This is a genomic window from Peribacillus sp. NPDC097197 (genome assembly GCF_050278025.1).
Taxonomy (GTDB): Bacteria; Bacillota; Bacilli; order Bacillales; family DSM-1321; genus Peribacillus.
Map to the genome: position 1 here is coordinate 1 of NZ_JBNNST010000007.1, position 17497 is coordinate 17497.

The window sequence follows — 17497 nt, forward strand, 5'->3', positions numbered from 1 at the left end:
CCTGAAAGATGATCAGGTTGATAGGTCAGAGGTGGAAGCGTGGCGACATGTGGAGCTGACTGATACTAATAGATCGAGGACTTAACCAACGCTTTTAAAAAATGAACACCTTCTAATATATTATCTAGTTTTGAAGGAATGAAAATTTCTTCTTGCTTTTTTTCAGAGACATGCTATAATAGTAAATGTCCTAAAAAAGTTAACAATGTTTGGTGGCGATAGCGAAGAGGTCACACCCGTTCCCATTCCGAACACGGCAGTTAAGCTCTTCAGCGCCGATGGTAGTTGGGGGTTTCCCCCTGTGAGAGTAGGACGCCGCCAAGCATATAATATGGAGGATTAGCTCAGCTGGGAGAGCATCTGCCTTACAAGCAGAGGGTCGGCGGTTCGATCCCGTCATCCTCCACCATTATTTTTTACACCTGCCGGTGTAGCTCAACTGGTAGAGCAACTGACTTGTAATCAGTAGGTTGGGGGTTCAAGTCCTCTTGCCGGCACCATTTTTTATAGTAAGACAAGCATGAGCCATTAGCTCAGTTGGTAGAGCATCTGACTTTTAATCAGAGGGTCGAAGGTTCGAATCCTTCATGGCTCATCATTTTTTTCATGCGGGTGTGGCGGAATTGGCAGACGCACCAGACTTAGGATCTGGCGCCGCAAGGCGTGGGGGTTCAAGTCCCTTCACCCGCATCATTCATGCGGAAGTAGTTCAGTGGTAGAATACAACCTTGCCAAGGTTGGGGTCGCGGGTTCGAATCCCGTCTTCCGCTCCACTTTTCGTATGTGCCGGGGTGGCGGAACTGGCAGACGCACAGGACTTAAAATCCTGCGGTAGGTGACTACCGTACCGGTTCGATTCCGGTCCTCGGCACCATCTTAATATGCGCCCGTAGCTCAATTGGATAGAGCATCTGACTACGAATCAGAAGGTTGTAGGTTCGACTCCCGCCGGGCGCACCATGTTTTTTTGCGGGAAGTAGCTCAGCTTGGTAGAGCACTTGGTTTGGGACCAAGGGGTCGCAGGTTCGAATCCTGTCTTCCCGACCATGTGATTTTTAATGAAATGGGGCCTTAGCTCAGCTGGGAGAGCGCCTGCCTTGCACGCAGGAGGTCAGCGGTTCGATCCCGCTAGGCTCCACCATTTTTTCAAAAAAGAAAACTTATATTATTTTGGCGGTGTAGCTCAGCTGGCTAGAGCGTACGGTTCATACCCGTGAGGTCGGGGGTTCGATCCCCTCCGCCGCTACCAATAAATATAAGGACCTTTAGCTCAGCTGGTTAGAGCAGACGGCTCATAACCGTCCGGTCGTAGGTTCGAGTCCTACAAGGTCCACCATAGAATTTTTTCTTAGCCACGGAGGTATACCCAAGTTCGGCTGAAGGGATCGGTCTTGAAAACCGACAGGGGAGTCAAATCCCGCGGGGGTTCGAATCCCTCTACCTCCTCCATTTTTTTTAAAAGCAACAAGTTGTTTTAAAACAACCTTACATATTAGGAAGTAAAAAAACTGTATTCATGAAAACTTGGTGCAAAATGATTCATTATTACCGTCGCGGGGTGGAGCAGTCCGGTAGCTCGTCGGGCTCATAACCCGAAGGTCGCAGGTTCAAATCCTGTCCCCGCAATCATTAGGTCCCGTGGTGTAGCGGTTAACATGCCTGCCTGTCACGCAGGAGATCGCGGGTTCGATTCCCGTCGGGACCGCCATTTTTTAGGCTCAGTAGCTCAGTCGGTAGAGCAAAGGACTGAAAATCCTTGTGTCGGCGGTTCGATTCCGTCCTGAGCCACCATTACAATTTCATATTACGGCGATTGTGGCGAAGTGGTTAACGCACCTGATTGTGGTTCAGGCATTCGTGGGTTCGATTCCCATCAGTCGCCCCATTTCGCGGGTGTAGTTTAGTGGTAAAACCTCAGCCTTCCAAGCTGATGATGAGGGTTCGATTCCCTTCACCCGCTCCAATATGGGCCTATAGCTCAGCTGGTTAGAGCGCACGCCTGATAAGCGTGAGGTCGATGGTTCGAGTCCATTTAGGCCCACCATATTTTATTGTTCCGCAGTAGCTCAGTGGTAGAGCATTCGGCTGTTAACCGAACGGTCGTAGGTTCGAGTCCTACCTGCGGAGCCATGGGGAAGTACTCAAGAGGCTGAAGAGGCGCCCCTGCTAAGGGTGTAGGTCGCGCGAGCGGCGCGAGGGTTCAAATCCCTCCTTCTCCGCCATTCGGCCCGTTGGTCAAGCGGTTAAGACACCGCCCTTTCACGGCGGTAACACGGGTTCGATTCCCGTACGGGTCATAAAAAGAAGCATACTTATGTATGCTTCTTTTTTATGACTGTTTTTCTTGAAGAGATGCGACAAGGTTGATGCAGTCTATTTACTTATTATAGATGTATTTAATCAATCCGATGTTTAATAAAGCTAATTCTATCTATTTAACCGATTGCGTAATGTGCATTCCTACCATAATGATCACTCCTATTCCTACTAATACTCTATCAATGTTAAGTTCGCTGAAGGCTGTGCAACAAAATAGCCTATTCCCCCCAGTGAAACAAACATTTCAGCAGCAATTACACCAACTAAGGACTGCCCGATTCCTAGACGTAATCCAGATACAATTTGGGGTAAAGAACCTGGAAGAGCGACCGTAAGGAAAGTTTGAAGCTGAGAAGCTCCGAAATTTGTACCATCCAGTAATTAGTCCGATGCCTATCCCTACGAAAGCAGCTAGAATGAATCCTACGAAAAAATTCTTAAGTGTGAATGCCAAATTTTCCAAAAGTACACCGCTTACAGCTAGTTGATATCCGACCTGTACCATTTGCAATGGAGAACTTAAAAATATAGGATTGATTACTCTAAATTGATAGAGTAACTCCCAAAAGTTGAGTACACTTAAGAAGCTAATCAAACCTATATAGGGTGGTCAGCTACATCGTAGGAGTCTTTTTTCTATAAGTTTGATGTTTCCCTCTATAAAGGAAGAGACCTTTTATTAGGATGGGCATATAATATGTCTTCCGTCACTGGACGGTATCTTAATTTATAGAATATATAGGAGCCTGTAATCCTTTTACAAAAAAAAGACCGCAAGTAAATTCAGAAGAATTTCTTGAGGTCTTTTTATATTTCACTTTTTACTCGAGATTTGCGTGTCGGCCATACATTTTATTCGTATCCAATCCCTTTTTATCCATTATCCTTAAAATGACGCTATCGAAGAAAAGTAAGAGAGTCTGCTCAAATAGAGAGCCCATCGGTTGGATTGTTTGGTAATCACCTTCCGACTGGTCTTTAGGTGAACCAGGTAGCTTTATTGAGAAATCCGCCAATTTTCCAATGGTCGATTCGGGGGAAATTGTTACGGTCGCAATGGTTCCACCGATGTTCGTTGCTTTCTCTGCTATGGAAATCAAACTTTTTGTTTCTCCCGAACCGGTTCCAAGGATTAAAAGGTCATCTTTTTCGAAGGTAGGGGTGACGGTTTCACCTAATACATATGCATCTATCCCCATATGCATCATTCGCATGGCAAAGGATTTACCCATCAGCCCGGATCTTCCTGCACCTGCTACAAAAACTTTCTTTGCTTCAAGAATCCCATTAACCAGTTGTTCAGCTTCTTCGTCAGCTATTAAGTCTACTGAACGACTTAGCTCTTGTATGATTTTAGCCATATATTGTGAAGTCTGCATGTTAAATATTAGCCTTGTTTAATTAATTCTTGTATTTGGGCAGCTGTCCCTTTAATATCGGCTTGTCCAGTGATGCCTCCGCCAACAATGATAAGGTCAGGTTGTACTTTAATGACTTCCGGAAGTGTATCTAATTTTATGCCGCCTGCAATAGCCGTTTTTGCATTCTTTACAACGCGTTTAATGGTTTGAAGGTCCTCAAAAGAGTTTTTTCCAACAGCTTGAAGATCGTAGCCAGTGTGCACACAGATATAGTCGACGCCAAATGCATCCAATTCTTTCGCACGTGTTTCAAGATCTTTCACAGCGATCATATCAACAAGGATTTTTTTGCCTTGTTTTTTAGCTTCTTCAACAGCCCCTTTGATGGACATGTCTTCAGCTGCACCAAGAATCGTGATGATGTCAGCGCCAGCTTCAGATGCCTTCATCACTTCGTAACCGGCTGCATCCATAATTTTAAGGTCAGCTAATACTTTTAAAGAAGGGAAAGCTTCTTTCATTTCTTTAACAGCCCGAAGCCCTTCATTAATAACTACCGGTGTACCGATTTCTACGATATCTATATATTCTTCCACCTGTTTAACCAATTCAATTCCTTCTTGAATGTTTACTAAGTCCAATGCCAATTGTAATTCCATTTATCCTTCACTCCCACTAGTATGTTTTAGTATGTTGCACAGTAAGTATGTACCTCTCACGTTCATTCAATGCACAGCAAGAAAATCATCTTGGCTATACAATGTATCATATACTAAGTATAATATTTTTGTTAGTACGCACTTTTATTATACATAGTGTTAAAAAGTATACTATGGGATTTAGGATTATAAATATGGAGGTAATTCAGATGACAAGGCTAGAGAATAAAACATTCAATTGTGAGAAGGAATTGACCCTTTCTGTTATAGGGGGCAAATGGAAGATGCTTATTTTATGGCACTTAGGCAAGCAGGGGACCAAGCGTTTTGGTGAATTGAAGGCACTTATGCCGGGCATCACTCAAAGAATGCTGGTTAACCAGCTTCGAGAGCTGGAAGAAGATCTTATTGTTCATCGCGAGGTCTATCCAATCGTACCTCCCAAAGTGGAATACTCTCTGACAGAACAAGGAGAAAGCCTGATGCCGATTCTTGATTCGATGTATAATTGGGGTAAAAATTATATGGAGAATGTCGTTGGAGGCCAAGAAGATAGTAAAGAGAGTATCAAGTAGAAAACGATTTCTTTTAAGCCTTATAAGGATAGCATTAAAAAAGTGCTGACCCCGTACAAAGTTCTGTACAAGGTCTGGCACTTTTTTATTTTTCATCTATATAGCTGTCTTTCTTCTTGTAAGGGATATTGCCCATTTTAGAATCAATCTTCCGGTCATCGAGCATGTCTTCGTATTCTTCTTTGTTCTCGTTGGATACGACTTGACGATTTTTCCCTTCTATATCATTGGCTGCATAACCTTCATAGTCTTCAGGGAATGTCTCGGTATCGTCTTCTGTATCATAAAGTTCGTTATAGCTTGTGCGATTATGCTGATAGTCTGCCGGAGTGTCTGATGTTCCGAATTGAGCGACTTCACCGAAACTGTCCTCTTTGACCGTATTTTCGTCGTCTGTATCTGAATGGCGCCTGTTCTCAAAGTTATCTCCCTTAGAAGGGATCAGGATATCTTCCTCGGCTGGCCTATATTCATCGGTCACGTCGTCATGGACTTTTTGTTCTGGTGTATGCTCGATACAATATAAGGTGGAAGGAACCACTTCAAGCCGTTCATATGGGATATCTTTGTCGCACTCCTTACAAACACCGTATGTTCCTTCTTTTATGGCTTCTAGGGCAAGATCGATTTTTCCGATTTCCTCTTCCGCGTGCTCATTGATGGCTTGATATCGTTCCTTGTCGAAAAGCTCGGTGCCTAAGTCGGCGGGGTGATTATCATAGGAAGAGATTTCGCCGGAAAAGTCGGTTTGTGACTGTTTGGTTACAGTCTCATCATTCTTGATTCTTTGTTGAAGCTGTTCTTTTTCACTTAACAGTTCTTCTTTTAATTTCAGGATTTGTTTTTCAGTCGCCATTGGTTTCCTCTCCTTTTATAAGTACGATTATGGTTTCATCGTTGTTTTTTGTGTAGTTATTAGTAAGTACCCGAATCAGCGGGGTGGGAAACAACGAAAAAACCCCATGCACCATGCACGGGGTTTAAAGATTTGCGTTTATTGAATGAAATAATGGATGAGTAAACCGATGAACATCAGTAAACCGAAGAACGTATTCGTTTGTGCCGTTGCTTTCATCGCTGGCACCATTGTGATGGCTTCCGTTTTACCTGCAAAGCCTTTGATGGCAGTCAGGGCCTTCGGAATGCTTAGGAAAGAAAGCAGGATCCAAGGTGTTACATCTCCCAAGAGAATCAGTCCGACAACCCACACATAACAGAATGCAAACATGACGGACATGAAAGTTAGTGCATTTTTCCTTCCCATAACGACAGGCATCGTTTTGCGGCCATGGGCCTTATCGCCGTCATGGTCCCGAAGGTTATTCGATAGATTGATCAACCCGACAAGAACACCGCTTGGTACGGCAATCAGGATGGCTAAGGAAGAAACTGTACCGGTCTGGATGAAGTAGGCGATCAAGATGATCAAGAAGCCCATGAATAGACCGGAAAAAAGTTCCCCAAATGGTGTGTATGATATCGGTAGCGGACCTCCGGTATAAAGGTAGCCGACCAGCATGCAAACAAGGCCGATAGCGGCAATCCACCAAGATGAAGCGGCGCAAATATAGATTCCTAGTAAAAGAGAGATTCCATACATGCTAAGGGCCAAGGTCATGATCAGTTTCGGGGTCATGCCATGACGGACGATACCGCCACCGATGCCGACTGATTCTTCGGTATCAAGGCCCCTTTTGAAATCATAGTATTCATTAAATAAGTTCGTTGCAGCCTGAATAAGGATGCTTGCAATCATCATGGCCGCAAATAATAGCCAATTTACGCCATCCTCTAACAAGGCAATGACGGTTCCAAGCAGGACGGGAACAAAAGCTGCGGTAAGTGTATGTGGACGAATTAACTCCCACCAGATTTTCCAGGTTCGTTTAAGGGGAAGCTCGTCGTATTCTGTGTGCATTATTTCTCTCCTCAAAATCATGATCAGTACCTTAAAATTATAACAAAGATTGAATTTGTTCACAAAAGGATATCCTATAAAATGTAGGAAAAGTGTTCGAGCGTGTCAAAGGGATTTGATGAGCCGGGACTTCCAAATTGAAGGAGATGCTACATCATTATCTAAGAATCATATAATAAGGAAAAAAGCTGGCATGATTTGTCGGTTCGAGGGTGGTTTTATTGACATGAGGTTAAACGGAGGTGTATCTTTAAATAGGTTAAAAAGCTTTTAAAATGTACGATTTGGGGGGATATTTTTGGCTATCTCGAAAGAAACTGAACGGTTTCAGGGACTGGCTATGGCCATACAAAAGGCGAAGAACTTGAATGAACAAGTTCTATTCAGTCATATTAAGAAAATAGAGTGCAACAACCCCCTTTCATTTTATCAAGCTGGAAGAGAACGGTATAAGGGTGAACGCTTCTTTTGGCAGGATCCCGCAAAAGATATAACCATTACTGGTTTAGGCAACGTTAAGAAAATCCAGGCGGCACCAAATGCCGACCGTTATAGAGAAGTTGAAATGAGCTGGATCAAGCTGCAGAATACTGCTGTTACAACAGGAGTGACCGATGTGGATGCGACCGGCCCTTTGCTATTTGGGGGCTTTTCTTTTGATTATGAAACCAACAGTTCGTTCCTATGGAATCAATTTGGGGACAATCTGTTCTATATACCTGCCTTCATGCTATCGATAGTGGAGGGGGAGGCCTACTTAACGACAAACCTACTTTGTTCGCCGGATGATTCAGAAAAACTCTTCATAGATATGATAAACGAAAGGGAAGCATTCCTTACCGAAAACTTGGATGATGGCGAAATACCGGCCAATGTCTTTGTTGAGCAGAAGGAAGTCGAACCTGAGGCATGGAAGAAGACCGTTGCGCGGGCCGTTGAGGAAATTAAGACGACGGATCTTGATAAGATCGTTCTGGCAAGGGAATTGCGCCTTGTGTTTGAACGCTCCATCGATTCGAAACAGGTTCTAGAGCAACTGCTTGCCGAGCAGCCGATGAGCTATATTTTCTGTTTAGAGGCAGGCGGTGACTGTTTTGTCGGGGCCACTCCTGAGCGATTAATCAAAAAGCAGGGAAATGAAGTCTTTTCAACTTGTCTTGCCGGATCAATGGGCCGGGGGAAAAGCGAAGAAGAGGATACTCGTCTAGGTAATGAACTTCTTTTGGATCAAAAGAATCTACAAGAGCACAAGTACGTCGTTTCGATGATTACCAACGCTTTTGAAGCCGTATGTGATGAGGTCATCATTCCATCAGGACCGAAGTTGATGAAGAACCGTCATATACAGCATTTGTTTACACCGGTGAAAGGAACGTGTAAAGCGGATACGACTATTTTCGAGTGTGTCGAGAACCTCCATCCAACGCCGGCATTGGGTGGGCTTCCAAAAGAGAAAGCTGTCACACGCATTCGGGAAATAGAAGGTCTGGAACGAGGCTTTTATGCGGGACCACTCGGCTGGGTGGATTCGAAGGGGAACGGTGAATTCGCGGTTGGAATCCGTTCCGCACTATTACAGGACAATGAGGCATCGCTTTTTGCAGGATGTGGCGTGGTAGAAGATTCAACACCGGAAAGTGAATTCCAGGAAACGGGGATTAAATTCAACCCGATGTTAAGTGCTTTAGGAGGAAAAATGAATGAATGACCGAGATGCATTGACAGCCTATGCTGCTTCATTTGTCGATGAGCTGGCACAAAATCGAATGAAGCATGTGGTCGTGAGCCCTGGTTCACGTTCTACACCTCTTGCTTTATTGATGGTGGAACATCCTGATATTCAGGTACATATTAATGTCGATGAGCGTTCGGCGTCTTTTTTTGCTCTTGGATTGGCTAAGGCATTAAAAGAACCAGTCGGACTTCTTTGTACGTCCGGAACGGCTGCGGCGAACTTTCATCCTGCCGTCATTGAGGCTTTCTATTCAAGGGTGCCCCTAGTTGTCCTGACAGCTGATCGCCCCCATGAACTGCGAGATGTCGGAGCTCCACAGGCCATCGACCAAATCAATTTATATGGAAAGCAAGTGAAGTGGTTTGTCGAGATGGCGCTTCCGGAGAGCAGTGATGAAATGATCCGGTATGCGAGGACCATTGGGGCAAGAGCGGTAGCGACGGCATCCATGGAACCTTCAGGACCTGTCCACTTGAACTTCCCTTTACGTGAGCCACTCATTCCAGATTTAAAACAAGCCAAGGAATATAGGCAAAGTAAAGAAACGCCGACTGTGATGATCGATAGTGGGATACGCTCACTAACGGCCGCACAATTAGACGGATTGACCTCTACTTTGTCAAAAGCAAAACAAGGCATCATCGTGTGTGGGGAACTTAGGAACCCAGAGATGAAGGATGCCATCATCACATTAGCAGACAAGCTTGGGTTCCCGATACTGGCTGACCCGCTTTCTCAGTTACGGAGCGGCACACATGACAAAGACGCCATCATCGAGGCTTATGATACATTTTTGCGTGATGAAGCTGCCAAGGCTGCATTCCAACCGGATGTCGTGCTTCGATTCGGCTCGATGCCAGTTTCGAAGCCCCTGCTTTTATTCTTGAAAAAACAAAAGCAGGCTTTGACATTGGTCATCGATGGTGGTGCAGGATGGCGTGAACCGGCTGGATTGGCCACGAGCATGATCTATTGTGATGAAGTCGACTTTTGTCATCGCATCGGTGAAAAATTACCTGAAGCAACAGACAGAGACTGGCTTGGTTTGTGGCAATCCATCAATGGAGCGACGAAGAATGCCTTATCTTCCATCCAGGATGAATCGGAGTTGAGTGAAGGAAAGCTCTTTTCCTTACTCCAGGACATGATGCCGGTAGGTTCGACCATATTTGTCGGGAACAGTATGCCTATCCGGGATTTGGATACGTTCTTTTTAAACAACGAGAAAAGCATCAAGACGATGGCGAACCGTGGGGCAAACGGAATTGATGGTGTCGTTTCCACGGCAATCGGGGTGAGCACGGTTACCGAAAATACGGTGCTGGCCATAGGTGATTTAAGCTTTTTCCATGATATGAACGGATTGCTTGCAGCCAAACTGCAAAAGCAGAACATCACGGTCCTGTTGATCAACAATGATGGCGGAGGGATCTTCTCCTTCCTTCCACAGGCGAAAGAGAAGGAACATTTCGAAACGTTATTCGGAACGCCGCACGGACTTGATTTCTCCCATGCTGCTTTGCTTTATGGAGGGAAATATAACAAGGTGCGGAATTGGGATGAATTAAAACAAGTGTTCACGGATTCCTTTGAAATACCTGGATTGAAAATCATTGAAGTGCCTACAGAGCGGGAATCCAATATGCAAACCCATCGAAATTTGTGGAGTTTTGTTTCCCAGGAAATAAAACGGGTGCTTGATGGGGAAATTTCATGAAAATTGTCAGTGGAGATGTCACATATACTGTTGAAATAGCGGGAAATGGTGAACCTATAGTATGTCTACATGGGTTCACCGGGAGCCGGGATACATGGGACTTTCTTGTTCCCATGTTGCAGGACCGCTATTCTTTGATCATGGTTGATATCATCGGCCATGGGGAAACGATGGCGCCTGATGATTTCCAGCGGTATGGGATGGAGCAAGTAGCAAAAGACTTGAAGCATATTCTAGAGACATTGAAGCTGCGAAAAGCCCATATCCTTGGTTACTCGATGGGTGGCAGATTAGCATTGGCGTTCTCTTGCTTGTATCCAGCGTATGTTCATACATTGATGCTGGAAAGCTCCTCTCCGGGTCTAAAGACAGAAGAGGAGCGAGAACACCGCAGGGGCAATGATGCGAAGCTTGCCAAGCGAATCCTTGCACATGGCATGGAAGCGTTTGTCGAACAGTGGGAAAACATCCCGTTGTTTGAAACCCAAAAAAGGTTGTCCACAGATATACAAACTGCCATTCGACAGCAACGGCTCGCCAATACACCGATCGGGCTGTCGAACAGTTTGCTCGGCATGGGGACAGGAAGCCAACCTTCCTATTGGGAAAATCTTGAGACCCTGGATTTTCCCGTGTTGCTTGTGACGGGTGAATTGGATGAGAAATTCTGCCATATCGCTGAAATGATGCAAAGTCGAATGAAAAATGTCGAATGGAAAAAAATTAATGACGTTGGACATGCAATTCATGTGGAAGATGGACAAAAGTTTGGTAAAATAATAAGTGGGTTTTTAAAGCGAAATTAAGGAGGAATTACGATGACAATTCAATGGGAAACTATTCGTGAATATGACGAAATTTTATACGAGAAGTATAATGGCATTGCAAAAGTATCGATTAACCGTCCGCATGTACATAATGCATTCACACCAAAGACGACTGCAGAAATGATTGATGCTTTTGCTAGAGCACGTGATGATGCAAGCATCGGTGTTATCATTTTGACAGGTGTAGGCGGAAAAGCCTTCTGTTCAGGTGGAGACCAAAAGGTACGCGGAAATGGCGGATATGTTGGGGAAGATAATATCCCACGCCTGAACGTACTTGATTTACAACGCTTGATCCGTGTGATTCCAAAACCGGTCGTAGCGATGGTTGCAGGTTGGGCAATTGGCGGCGGTAATGTATTGAATGTCGTTTGTGACTTAACAATCGCTGCTGACAATGCGGTCTTCGGTCAAACTGGTCCGAACGTGGGAAGCTTCGATGCCGGTTACGGTTCAGGTTACCTAGCTCGTATCGTTGGACATAAGAAAGCGCGTGAAATCTGGTACCTATGCCGTCAATACAATGCACAAGAAGCATTGGATATGGGCTTAGTCAACACAGTTGTGCCTCTAGATCAATTAGAAGCCGAAACAGTTAAATGGTGTGAGGAAATGCTTGAGAAGAGCCCAACAGCGCTTCGTTTCTTAAAAGCAGCGATGAACGCCGATACAGATGGACTTGCTGGACTTCAACAACTTGCTGGAGACGCAACTCTTTTATATTACACAACAGATGAAGCAAAAGAAGGTCGCGACGCGTTCAAAGAAAAACGTGATCCAGACTTCGGGCAATTCCCTCGTTTCCCTTAATGAAAAAAGTAAGAAAATGAGTGGTTTGATTAGTGGACAGCTTGGCGGAATTATTCGTCGAGCTGTTTTCTATATATAAAAGAAAAGGAGAGGGCCTTTGGATGACTGAAGAGAAATTGCCGAATTGGCTGAAAAACCGTGCTCATTTATCACCTGACCGTCCGGCGATCGAGTTTGAAGGGAGCACGTATACGTTTCTTGAATTACATAGGTTGACGGCAAAAATGGCGGGGAAATTGGCAGCTAGTGGGATAAAGGCTGGTGAACCATGCGCGGTTTTACTTCGGAATCATATTGATAGCGTCGTCATGATTCATGCCCTCTTTTATTTGGGCGCGAAAATCGTGGTGCTGAATAATAAGCTGACGGTCAGGGAATTATCTTGGCAAATCAAGGACAGCGAGTCAATGAGGCTGATTTCGGAAGAAGGGTTTATCGAAAAGCTTTCCGGGATCCAATCGTTGCTTCCGGATGTAGAGGTTCTTTTAAAAGAAGAGTTGCCTGCCCAAGGAACCGCTGATATACGCGATGACTTCTATCTGGAAGATACTGCGACGATCATGTATACATCGGGTACGACGGGCCATCCAAAAGGCGTCATCCAATCGTTCGGCAATCACTGGTGGAGCGCGGTCGGCTCCGTATTGAACCTTGGCTTGAGGGAAGAGGACAGCTGGTATTGTGCCGTTCCGATTTTTCATATAAGCGGGTTATCGATTCTGATGAAAAGTGTAATCTATGGAATGAAAGTCGTGTTGGTCGAGAAATTCGATGAACATGAGGCAAACCGGGCCATCTTGAATAATGGTGTGACGATGATATCGGTTGTGACGGCGATGTTGAATAGAATGCTGCATGACCTTGGTGCTGCGCGTTATCCGGAAACATTTCGTTGCGCACTGCTAGGCGGAGGCCCTGCACCTGTACATATGCTCGAAGCCTGCAGGGAAAAAGGAATACCCGTTTATCAGACCTACGGCATGACGGAAACTGCTTCGCAAATCGTGACACTTGCCCCGGAAAATGCGATGACAAAGGTTGGGTCTGCCGGTAAGGCCTTGTTCCCTTCCCAACTAAGGATAGAGAAGGACGGCAAGATATGCGGACCGGGTGTACCGGGTGAGATTGTCGTATCGGGTCCGAATGTAACGAAAGGCTATCTCAATCGTTTGGATGCGACAGAGCAAGCGATTTCAGGGGGCTGGCTTTACACGGGGGATCTGGGTTACCTTGATGAAGAAGGGTTTTTATACGTGCTTGACCGGCGTTCGGACTTAATCATTTCTGGAGGGGAGAATGTCTATCCAGCCGAGATTGAAAATGTCCTAAGTACGCACCCAGCCGTTTTCGAGGCGGGTGTCACCGGTATCGATCATGAAACATGGGGGCGGGTGCCGCTTGCTTTCGTTGTCAGGCATAAAGGCATGGAAGTTAGCGAAGCTGAGCTGTTGGCCCATTGTCGAGAGGGGCTAGCTGCTTATAAAATTCCCCGCAACGTATTATTTCTTGAAGAGCTGCCACGCAATGGTGCAAGTAAGCTCTTGCGAAGGGAACTGAAGAAGCGATGGGGGGACCAGAAATGAAGTTGACATCCATCACTTTAAGGCTTGTGAAGGCCCCTTTAAAGCGGCCATTCACGACCCATCTGGAAACCGTGACGGAACGGGAAGTCATCATTGTTGAAGCACGAGATCAAGATGGGGGTATTGGATACGGGGAGGCAGTGCCATTTTCGAGTCCATGGTACACCGAGGAAACGGTGAAAACCTGTTTTCATATGTTGGAGGACTTCCTGATTCCTAAGACTTTGGCATTCGATTTGACGCATCCCAATCAGCTTGCGGGCCTTTGGAGTGGGATCAGAAGGAATGCCATGGCAAAGTCGGCCTTGGAACAGGCAATCTGGGATCTGTATGCCAAGCAAGAGGGCATCTATCTCGGAAAGCTATTCGGGGGTGAACGAACCGAAGTGGATGCTGGGGTCGTCGTTGCCTCCGATCACATAGAGGATGCACTCCGGCAAATAGAGGAAGGCTTGGCGGTCGGCTATCGACGCTATAAAATCAAGATCAATCCAGCAAATGATACGGAATACCTGACGCAAATCCGGAGGGCCTATCCAGATATCCCCTTGATGGTGGATGCGAATTCGGCCTACTCGCTTTCGGATGTCCCTCACCTGCAAAAGCTGGATGACTTTCAGCTTATGATGATCGAGCAGCCTCTTGGGCATGATGATATCGTCGAACATGCCATTTTGCAAAAGCAGCTGAGGACACCGATCTGCCTTGATGAAAGCATCAATTCCTACCATGATGCGAAAAGTGCGCTGATGCTAAAGAGCTGCGGTGTGATCACGATCAAAATGGCGAAGGTCGGAGGTTGGTCCCAAGCGGTCAAAATCCATGATCTTTGTGTGGAGCAGGATATTCCCCTTTGGTGTGGTGGCATGATCGAGTTCGGCATATCACGTGCCCATAACCTTGCACTGGCCACGTTAAAAGGATTCACGATTCCAGGAGATATCTCCTCTTCGTCCCGCTATTGGGAGAGTGACATCATCGAACCGGAAGTCATCGTGAAAAATGGTGTCATTAAGGTTCCGAACAAACCGGGAATCGGTTTTGGCATCCGTGAGAAGCGGTTGGATGAACTGACAAGCTATAGGGCCGTTTATAAGTAATGTAAACTCCGATGCAATAGGGGAGATTATAGTGAGTAGATGAAGCTGTCATGGGGCAGCTTTTTTGCTATGGATAAAGGAGAGAACTGGATCGGTTTCCGATTCGGCGCCTCTATTACAATCGTAACTGGTTTTACCTTCCTCCTCATTTTTATTAATACATCAAAGCTAAAGAATTTTCACTCACCCTATTAAAATTTATAGCAAACTTGGAATGTTTATCGATTGAATGATTAATCCTTATTAAAATATTTATATTCAAAAAAAGCCCCATTTACCCAAAAATGGGGCTTTGTCTATTTTTCCTTTTATGGATTATTTTGTATAATTTAAGAAAGCGAAAGCATTTTAGAGAAAGGGAGGGGGGAAGAATATGAAAAAGCCGTACCTTATTGCAGAGGTTTTGTTAAGAAGGGGGATGCCGGATTTTGTCATTAAGGAAATCACTGCATTAGCGGAGTGCGAGTTGTTTCTTTTGAAAAGAAAATGGGGAATCTATGACCGGACGAAGGAAGCATGAAAGGAACCGTCTTCATGGTATGAATCGGTCCCTTTTCATATGGGCTATTCTTTGTTAAGGCGGTATCGATTGACAGGGCGGCCAATATTGCCATACTGGACATCAAGCTGAAGGATTTCTTCATCATGTAAGTACTCGAGATAGCGTCGGGCCGTCACCCGCGCAATGCCGATTCCATCGGCGACGTCCTCTGCGGATAGAGAGCCAGGTTGGGTTTTGATGAATTTCGTGACCTGTTCCAGAGTGGATCCGTTCAACCCTTTGGGGACATCTTTTTTCAATGTCTGCTTAGGAGACGATTTGTTTTGGAAGAGAAGGCGATCCAGTTGGGTTTGAGAGATAGAATGATCTGGCTCCACTTCCATGCGAAAGGCATAATATTGCTCAAGTGTGTGTTGCAGCCTTTCGAATTTAAAGGGTTTGATTAAATAATCAAAGGCTCCATTCTGAATCATTTTCCGGATGGTTTTCTGATCATTGGCCGCCGAGATGATGATGACGTCGACATCAAGTTGGTCTTTCCTTATTTGATAAAGCGTATCCACGCCATTCAAGTTCGGCATGAAGATGTCCAAAATGACAAGATCCGGTTTTAGCTTCTTGATTTTTTCAAGACCTTCCAGTCCATTATTAGCCGTATCCACCACGGTAAAGGCGGAAAGGCGCTCGATAAATTGTTTATTTACCTCCTGGACCATTGGGTCATCTTCAATTAAAAGTACACATATTTGATTGGTCATTTGATCTCCTCTATATCCTGCATGGGAAAGGAAAGAAAAAAGCTGGTCCCTTCGTTAGGCCGCGTCGTAAAACTCATTTCGCCATGCGCCTTTTTTACAATTTGATTGATTAGATAAAGTCCTATTCCCGATCCCTCGGAACCTTTTGTCGTGAAACCATACTCGAAAATATCCTTATGTATAGGTTCGGGAATGCCCGGTCCATTGTCTTCCAGCAGGATTTGACAATGCCGTTCATCTTGATAGATGGACAGATAGACCTGCTTGGATTCTTCGGTCGAATATTTGAGTGCCGCAAAAGAATTCTCTATCAGATTTCCGACGATCAAGACAAAATCATGATAATCCATGTCAGGTGGAAAGCGGTCCAGCTTCGTATGCTTATCCATGGTAAGCTCGATGCCAAGCTCCCTGCCTATGGAAACCTTACTCAAAAGCAGCCCCACTAAATTATCATCGTGTATGTGCTTCGTTAAGAACCTGGTCAATTCCTCCTGTTCCTCGGTGATCTGAAAAATATACTGTAGAGCATCGTCTAAATTTCCTAGTTGTATCAATCCGGCGATCGTATGTAGCTTGTTCATATGTTCATGATTTTGTACACGCAGAGCTTCCACGAATGCCTTTACGCTTGTCAGTTCCTCGGCAAGCTTCGTCACATCCGTCCGGTCTTGGAAAATGGCCACGGCGCCGACGGTCTTATCGTCTATCTTGATCGGTACCCGGTTGCTCAGGATGTTTTTTTGTTGGACGGAAATTTCCTGATTGACGATGGGAGTTGTCCGTTCCAAAACTTCTGGGAGGCGGGTATCATCCACCACATCCGTGATTTTTTTGCCGATCACGGAACCGCTTATGTTCAGCATCTGTTTGGCCTTTTCATTGAATATCGTAATGATCTGATTAGTGTCAATGGCGATGACCCCTTCATGCATGGCATTGAAGGCGGCCGTCCTTTCAACGAGCATCTGGGAAATCTGGTGGGGCTCAAGCTGGAAGGTTTCCTTTTTAATGCGCCTGGCCAGGAGCCATGAGCCACACACACCAAACAGAAGCGTCAAAAAGAGAAGAATCAGGATTTCCGTCTTTAAGTCAGTGATGACTTCCGGGATCGTCGGCAGGATGTTCCCGACAAGGACGACACCTATCTGCTTGTTTTCTTCATTTAGGATGGGAACGAAGGCACGAACGGAAACACCAAGTTCCCCTACGGCTTTCGAGATATATTCATGTTCTGCAAAAGCGGCCCGCTCGTCATTGCTTTTCGATAAGGTCCCCAGTTGGCTATAAACCGGATGGGAGTACCGCATATGCTGATCATTCAGGACAACGATATAATCGGCCTGATGAATCTTTCTTAAATTTTCAATGATGGGATTCAGTTCGGTCCAGCCTTCCGGTTCCAGGACCATCTTTTGTACTTCGGGAAGTTCCGCAATCGTATGGGCCGTGATCATCGAACGGGTACCGGTTTCCTCTTCCCTGATGGAGACGATATTCCCAAAAATGATAATCCCACCAATGAGGATGGAAAAGGCCACGATTATAAAGGATAGCAGGGTGATCTTTAATTGAATCGGCATATGAAAGGATTTATCCATTTGTTTTCCTCCATTAGATCTCTCCTTAATAC

Annotated in this window: 15 protein-coding genes, 21 tRNA genes and 2 rRNA genes; 31 read left to right on the plus strand and 7 right to left on the minus strand. The window is 45.3% G+C overall.

Annotation, left to right across the window (positions count from 1 at the left end):
* The 23 genes from ACQKL6_RS10690 to ACQKL6_RS10800 form a co-directional block, all read left to right on the plus strand.
* Positions 1–89, plus strand: a 23S ribosomal RNA gene (locus ACQKL6_RS10690); the annotation flags it as partial.
* 119 nt (positions 90–208) lie between these two features.
* Positions 209–324, plus strand: a 5S ribosomal RNA gene (rrf, locus tag ACQKL6_RS10695).
* A 9-nt stretch (positions 325–333) separates the two neighbouring features.
* Positions 334–409, plus strand: a tRNA-Val gene (locus ACQKL6_RS10700).
* 15 nt (positions 410–424) lie between these two features.
* A tRNA-Thr gene (locus ACQKL6_RS10705) sits at positions 425–500 on the plus strand.
* A 22-nt stretch (positions 501–522) separates the two neighbouring features.
* Positions 523–595: transfer RNA gene (locus ACQKL6_RS10710), tRNA-Lys, on the plus strand.
* Between the two features lie 13 nt (positions 596–608).
* Positions 609–690 (plus strand) — tRNA-Leu (locus ACQKL6_RS10715).
* Positions 691–698: 8 nt separating this feature from the next.
* Positions 699–773: transfer RNA gene (locus ACQKL6_RS10720), tRNA-Gly, on the plus strand.
* A gap of 12 nt (positions 774–785) precedes the next feature.
* Positions 786–874 (plus strand) — tRNA-Leu (locus tag ACQKL6_RS10725).
* A gap of 9 nt (positions 875–883) precedes the next feature.
* Positions 884–960: transfer RNA gene (locus ACQKL6_RS10730), tRNA-Arg, on the plus strand.
* 10 nt (positions 961–970) lie between these two features.
* A tRNA-Pro gene (locus tag ACQKL6_RS10735) sits at positions 971–1047 on the plus strand.
* Positions 1048–1065: 18 nt separating this feature from the next.
* A tRNA-Ala gene (locus tag ACQKL6_RS10740) sits at positions 1066–1141 on the plus strand.
* Positions 1142–1172: 31 nt separating this feature from the next.
* Positions 1173–1249: transfer RNA gene (locus tag ACQKL6_RS10745), tRNA-Met, on the plus strand.
* 10 nt (positions 1250–1259) lie between these two features.
* Positions 1260–1336, plus strand: a tRNA-Ile gene (locus ACQKL6_RS10750).
* A 20-nt stretch (positions 1337–1356) separates the two neighbouring features.
* Positions 1357–1449, plus strand: a tRNA-Ser gene (locus ACQKL6_RS10755).
* Between the two features lie 103 nt (positions 1450–1552).
* Positions 1553–1626, plus strand: a tRNA-Met gene (locus tag ACQKL6_RS10760).
* Positions 1627–1632: 6 nt separating this feature from the next.
* Positions 1633–1708: transfer RNA gene (locus tag ACQKL6_RS10765), tRNA-Asp, on the plus strand.
* A gap of 7 nt (positions 1709–1715) precedes the next feature.
* Positions 1716–1791 (plus strand) — tRNA-Phe (locus tag ACQKL6_RS10770).
* An 18-nt stretch (positions 1792–1809) separates the two neighbouring features.
* Positions 1810–1885: transfer RNA gene (locus ACQKL6_RS10775), tRNA-His, on the plus strand.
* Between the two features lie 4 nt (positions 1886–1889).
* A tRNA-Gly gene (locus ACQKL6_RS10780) sits at positions 1890–1963 on the plus strand.
* Between the two features lie 4 nt (positions 1964–1967).
* A tRNA-Ile gene (locus tag ACQKL6_RS10785) sits at positions 1968–2044 on the plus strand.
* 11 nt (positions 2045–2055) lie between these two features.
* A tRNA-Asn gene (locus ACQKL6_RS10790) sits at positions 2056–2130 on the plus strand.
* Between the two features lies 1 nt (position 2131).
* Positions 2132–2222 (plus strand) — tRNA-Ser (locus tag ACQKL6_RS10795).
* A gap of 3 nt (positions 2223–2225) precedes the next feature.
* Positions 2226–2297 (plus strand) — tRNA-Glu (locus ACQKL6_RS10800).
* A 190-nt stretch (positions 2298–2487) separates the two neighbouring features.
* Here the strand turns inward: ACQKL6_RS10800 and ACQKL6_RS10805 are convergent.
* The 3 genes from ACQKL6_RS10805 to hxlA form a co-directional block, all read right to left on the minus strand.
* On the minus strand, positions 2488–2697 hold the full coding sequence (locus ACQKL6_RS10805) for an ABC transporter permease subunit (protein ID WP_402957659.1): 210 nt from the start codon (positions 2695–2697) through the stop codon (positions 2488–2490).
* Positions 2698–3140: 443 nt separating this feature from the next.
* The gene (hxlB, locus tag ACQKL6_RS10810) at positions 3141–3698 is read right to left on the minus strand and encodes a 6-phospho-3-hexuloisomerase (RefSeq protein ID WP_402991868.1); all 558 of its coding nucleotides are present in this window, start codon (positions 3696–3698) and stop codon (positions 3141–3143) included.
* A gap of 8 nt (positions 3699–3706) precedes the next feature.
* Positions 3707–4339 carry a 3-hexulose-6-phosphate synthase gene (gene hxlA / locus ACQKL6_RS10815; protein ID WP_402991865.1) on the minus strand — a complete coding sequence of 211 codons (633 nt, stop codon included), beginning with the start codon at positions 4337–4339 and terminating at the stop codon, positions 3707–3709.
* Between the two features lie 209 nt (positions 4340–4548).
* Here hxlA and ACQKL6_RS10820 point away from each other — a divergent pair, with 209 nt between their 5' ends.
* The gene (locus tag ACQKL6_RS10820) at positions 4549–4914 is read left to right on the plus strand and encodes a winged helix-turn-helix transcriptional regulator (RefSeq protein ID WP_402875234.1); all 366 of its coding nucleotides are present in this window, start codon (positions 4549–4551) and stop codon (positions 4912–4914) included.
* A gap of 85 nt (positions 4915–4999) precedes the next feature.
* Here the strand turns inward: ACQKL6_RS10820 and ACQKL6_RS10825 are convergent, their stop codons facing one another.
* Both ACQKL6_RS10825 and ACQKL6_RS10830 read right to left on the minus strand, forming a co-directional pair.
* The gene (locus tag ACQKL6_RS10825; protein ID WP_402875231.1) at positions 5000–5770 is read right to left on the minus strand and encodes a TraR/DksA C4-type zinc finger protein; all 771 of its coding nucleotides are present in this window, start codon (positions 5768–5770) and stop codon (positions 5000–5002) included.
* Between the two features lie 138 nt (positions 5771–5908).
* A complete protein-coding gene (locus ACQKL6_RS10830; RefSeq protein WP_402991862.1) occupies positions 5909–6832 on the minus strand; it encodes a 1,4-dihydroxy-2-naphthoate polyprenyltransferase in 924 nt (307 codons plus the stop codon).
* 298 nt (positions 6833–7130) lie between these two features.
* On the opposite strand from ACQKL6_RS10830, the gene ACQKL6_RS10835 reads away from it, so the two are divergent.
* From ACQKL6_RS10835 to ACQKL6_RS10865, 7 genes are all read left to right on the plus strand, one after another.
* Positions 7131–8540, plus strand: a complete 1410-nt coding sequence (locus ACQKL6_RS10835; RefSeq protein ID WP_402991859.1) for an isochorismate synthase — start codon at positions 7131–7133, stop codon at positions 8538–8540.
* Positions 8533–10284, plus strand: coding sequence for a 2-succinyl-5-enolpyruvyl-6-hydroxy-3-cyclohexene-1-carboxylic-acid synthase (gene menD, locus ACQKL6_RS10840; RefSeq protein WP_402991856.1), 1752 nt, complete (start codon positions 8533–8535; stop codon positions 10282–10284). The genes ACQKL6_RS10835 and menD overlap by 8 nt, the downstream gene beginning before the upstream one ends.
* On the plus strand, positions 10281–11090 hold the full coding sequence (menH, locus tag ACQKL6_RS10845) for a 2-succinyl-6-hydroxy-2,4-cyclohexadiene-1-carboxylate synthase (RefSeq protein WP_427651058.1): 810 nt from the start codon (positions 10281–10283) through the stop codon (positions 11088–11090). The genes menD and menH overlap by 4 nt, the downstream gene beginning before the upstream one ends.
* 12 nt (positions 11091–11102) lie before the next feature.
* The gene (menB, locus tag ACQKL6_RS10850; RefSeq protein WP_402991850.1) at positions 11103–11921 is read left to right on the plus strand and encodes a 1,4-dihydroxy-2-naphthoyl-CoA synthase; all 819 of its coding nucleotides are present in this window, start codon (positions 11103–11105) and stop codon (positions 11919–11921) included.
* Positions 11922–12022: 101 nt separating this feature from the next.
* Positions 12023–13504: an o-succinylbenzoate--CoA ligase gene (locus ACQKL6_RS10855; RefSeq protein WP_427651059.1), complete on the plus strand. Its 1482-nt coding sequence runs from the start codon at positions 12023–12025 to the stop codon at positions 13502–13504.
* The gene (gene menC / locus ACQKL6_RS10860; protein ID WP_427651060.1) at positions 13501–14604 is read left to right on the plus strand and encodes an o-succinylbenzoate synthase; all 1104 of its coding nucleotides are present in this window, start codon (positions 13501–13503) and stop codon (positions 14602–14604) included. The genes ACQKL6_RS10855 and menC overlap by 4 nt, the downstream gene beginning before the upstream one ends.
* A gap of 373 nt (positions 14605–14977) precedes the next feature.
* A complete protein-coding gene (locus ACQKL6_RS10865) occupies positions 14978–15124 on the plus strand; it encodes a hypothetical protein (RefSeq protein WP_402875202.1) in 147 nt (48 codons plus the stop codon).
* Between the two features lie 44 nt (positions 15125–15168).
* Here the strand turns inward: ACQKL6_RS10865 and ACQKL6_RS10870 are convergent, their stop codons facing one another.
* Positions 15169–15864 (minus strand): response regulator, encoded by a 696-nt coding sequence (locus ACQKL6_RS10870; RefSeq protein ID WP_402957002.1) that lies wholly within the window; start codon positions 15862–15864, stop codon positions 15169–15171.
* Complete coding sequence (locus ACQKL6_RS10875) at positions 15861–17465, minus strand: ATP-binding protein (protein WP_427651061.1); 1605 nt, start codon at positions 17463–17465, stop codon at positions 15861–15863. The genes ACQKL6_RS10870 and ACQKL6_RS10875 overlap by 4 nt, the downstream gene beginning before the upstream one ends.
* Positions 17466–17497: the final 32 nt, after the last annotated feature.

Bases quoted from the DNA above. Each gene is read 5' to 3' on its own strand.
- hxlB (WP_402991868.1), bottom strand. From the start codon at position 3,698: ATGCAGACTTCACAATATATGGCTAAAATCATACAAGAGCTAAGTCGT.
- hxlA (WP_402991865.1), bottom strand. From the start codon at position 4,339: ATGGAATTACAATTGGCATTGGACTTAGTAAACATTCAAGAAGGAATT.
- ACQKL6_RS10820 (WP_402875234.1), top strand. From the start codon at position 4,549: ATGACAAGGCTAGAGAATAAAACATTCAATTGTGAGAAGGAATTGACC.
- ACQKL6_RS10825 (WP_402875231.1), bottom strand. From the start codon at position 5,770: ATGGCGACTGAAAAACAAATCCTGAAATTAAAAGAAGAACTGTTAAGT.
- ACQKL6_RS10830 (WP_402991862.1), bottom strand. From the start codon at position 6,832: ATGCACACAGAATACGACGAGCTTCCCCTTAAACGAACCTGGAAAATC.
- menD (WP_402991856.1), top strand. From the start codon at position 8,533: ATGAATGACCGAGATGCATTGACAGCCTATGCTGCTTCATTTGTCGAT.
- menH (WP_427651058.1), top strand. From the start codon at position 10,281: ATGAAAATTGTCAGTGGAGATGTCACATATACTGTTGAAATAGCGGGA.
- menB (WP_402991850.1), top strand. From the start codon at position 11,103: ATGACAATTCAATGGGAAACTATTCGTGAATATGACGAAATTTTATAC.
- ACQKL6_RS10855 (WP_427651059.1), top strand. From the start codon at position 12,023: ATGACTGAAGAGAAATTGCCGAATTGGCTGAAAAACCGTGCTCATTTA.
- menC (WP_427651060.1), top strand. From the start codon at position 13,501: ATGAAGTTGACATCCATCACTTTAAGGCTTGTGAAGGCCCCTTTAAAG.
- ACQKL6_RS10865 (WP_402875202.1), top strand. From the start codon at position 14,978: ATGAAAAAGCCGTACCTTATTGCAGAGGTTTTGTTAAGAAGGGGGATG.
- ACQKL6_RS10870 (WP_402957002.1), bottom strand. From the start codon at position 15,864: ATGACCAATCAAATATGTGTACTTTTAATTGAAGATGACCCAATGGTC.
- ACQKL6_RS10875 (WP_427651061.1), bottom strand. From the start codon at position 17,465: ATGGATAAATCCTTTCATATGCCGATTCAATTAAAGATCACCCTGCTA.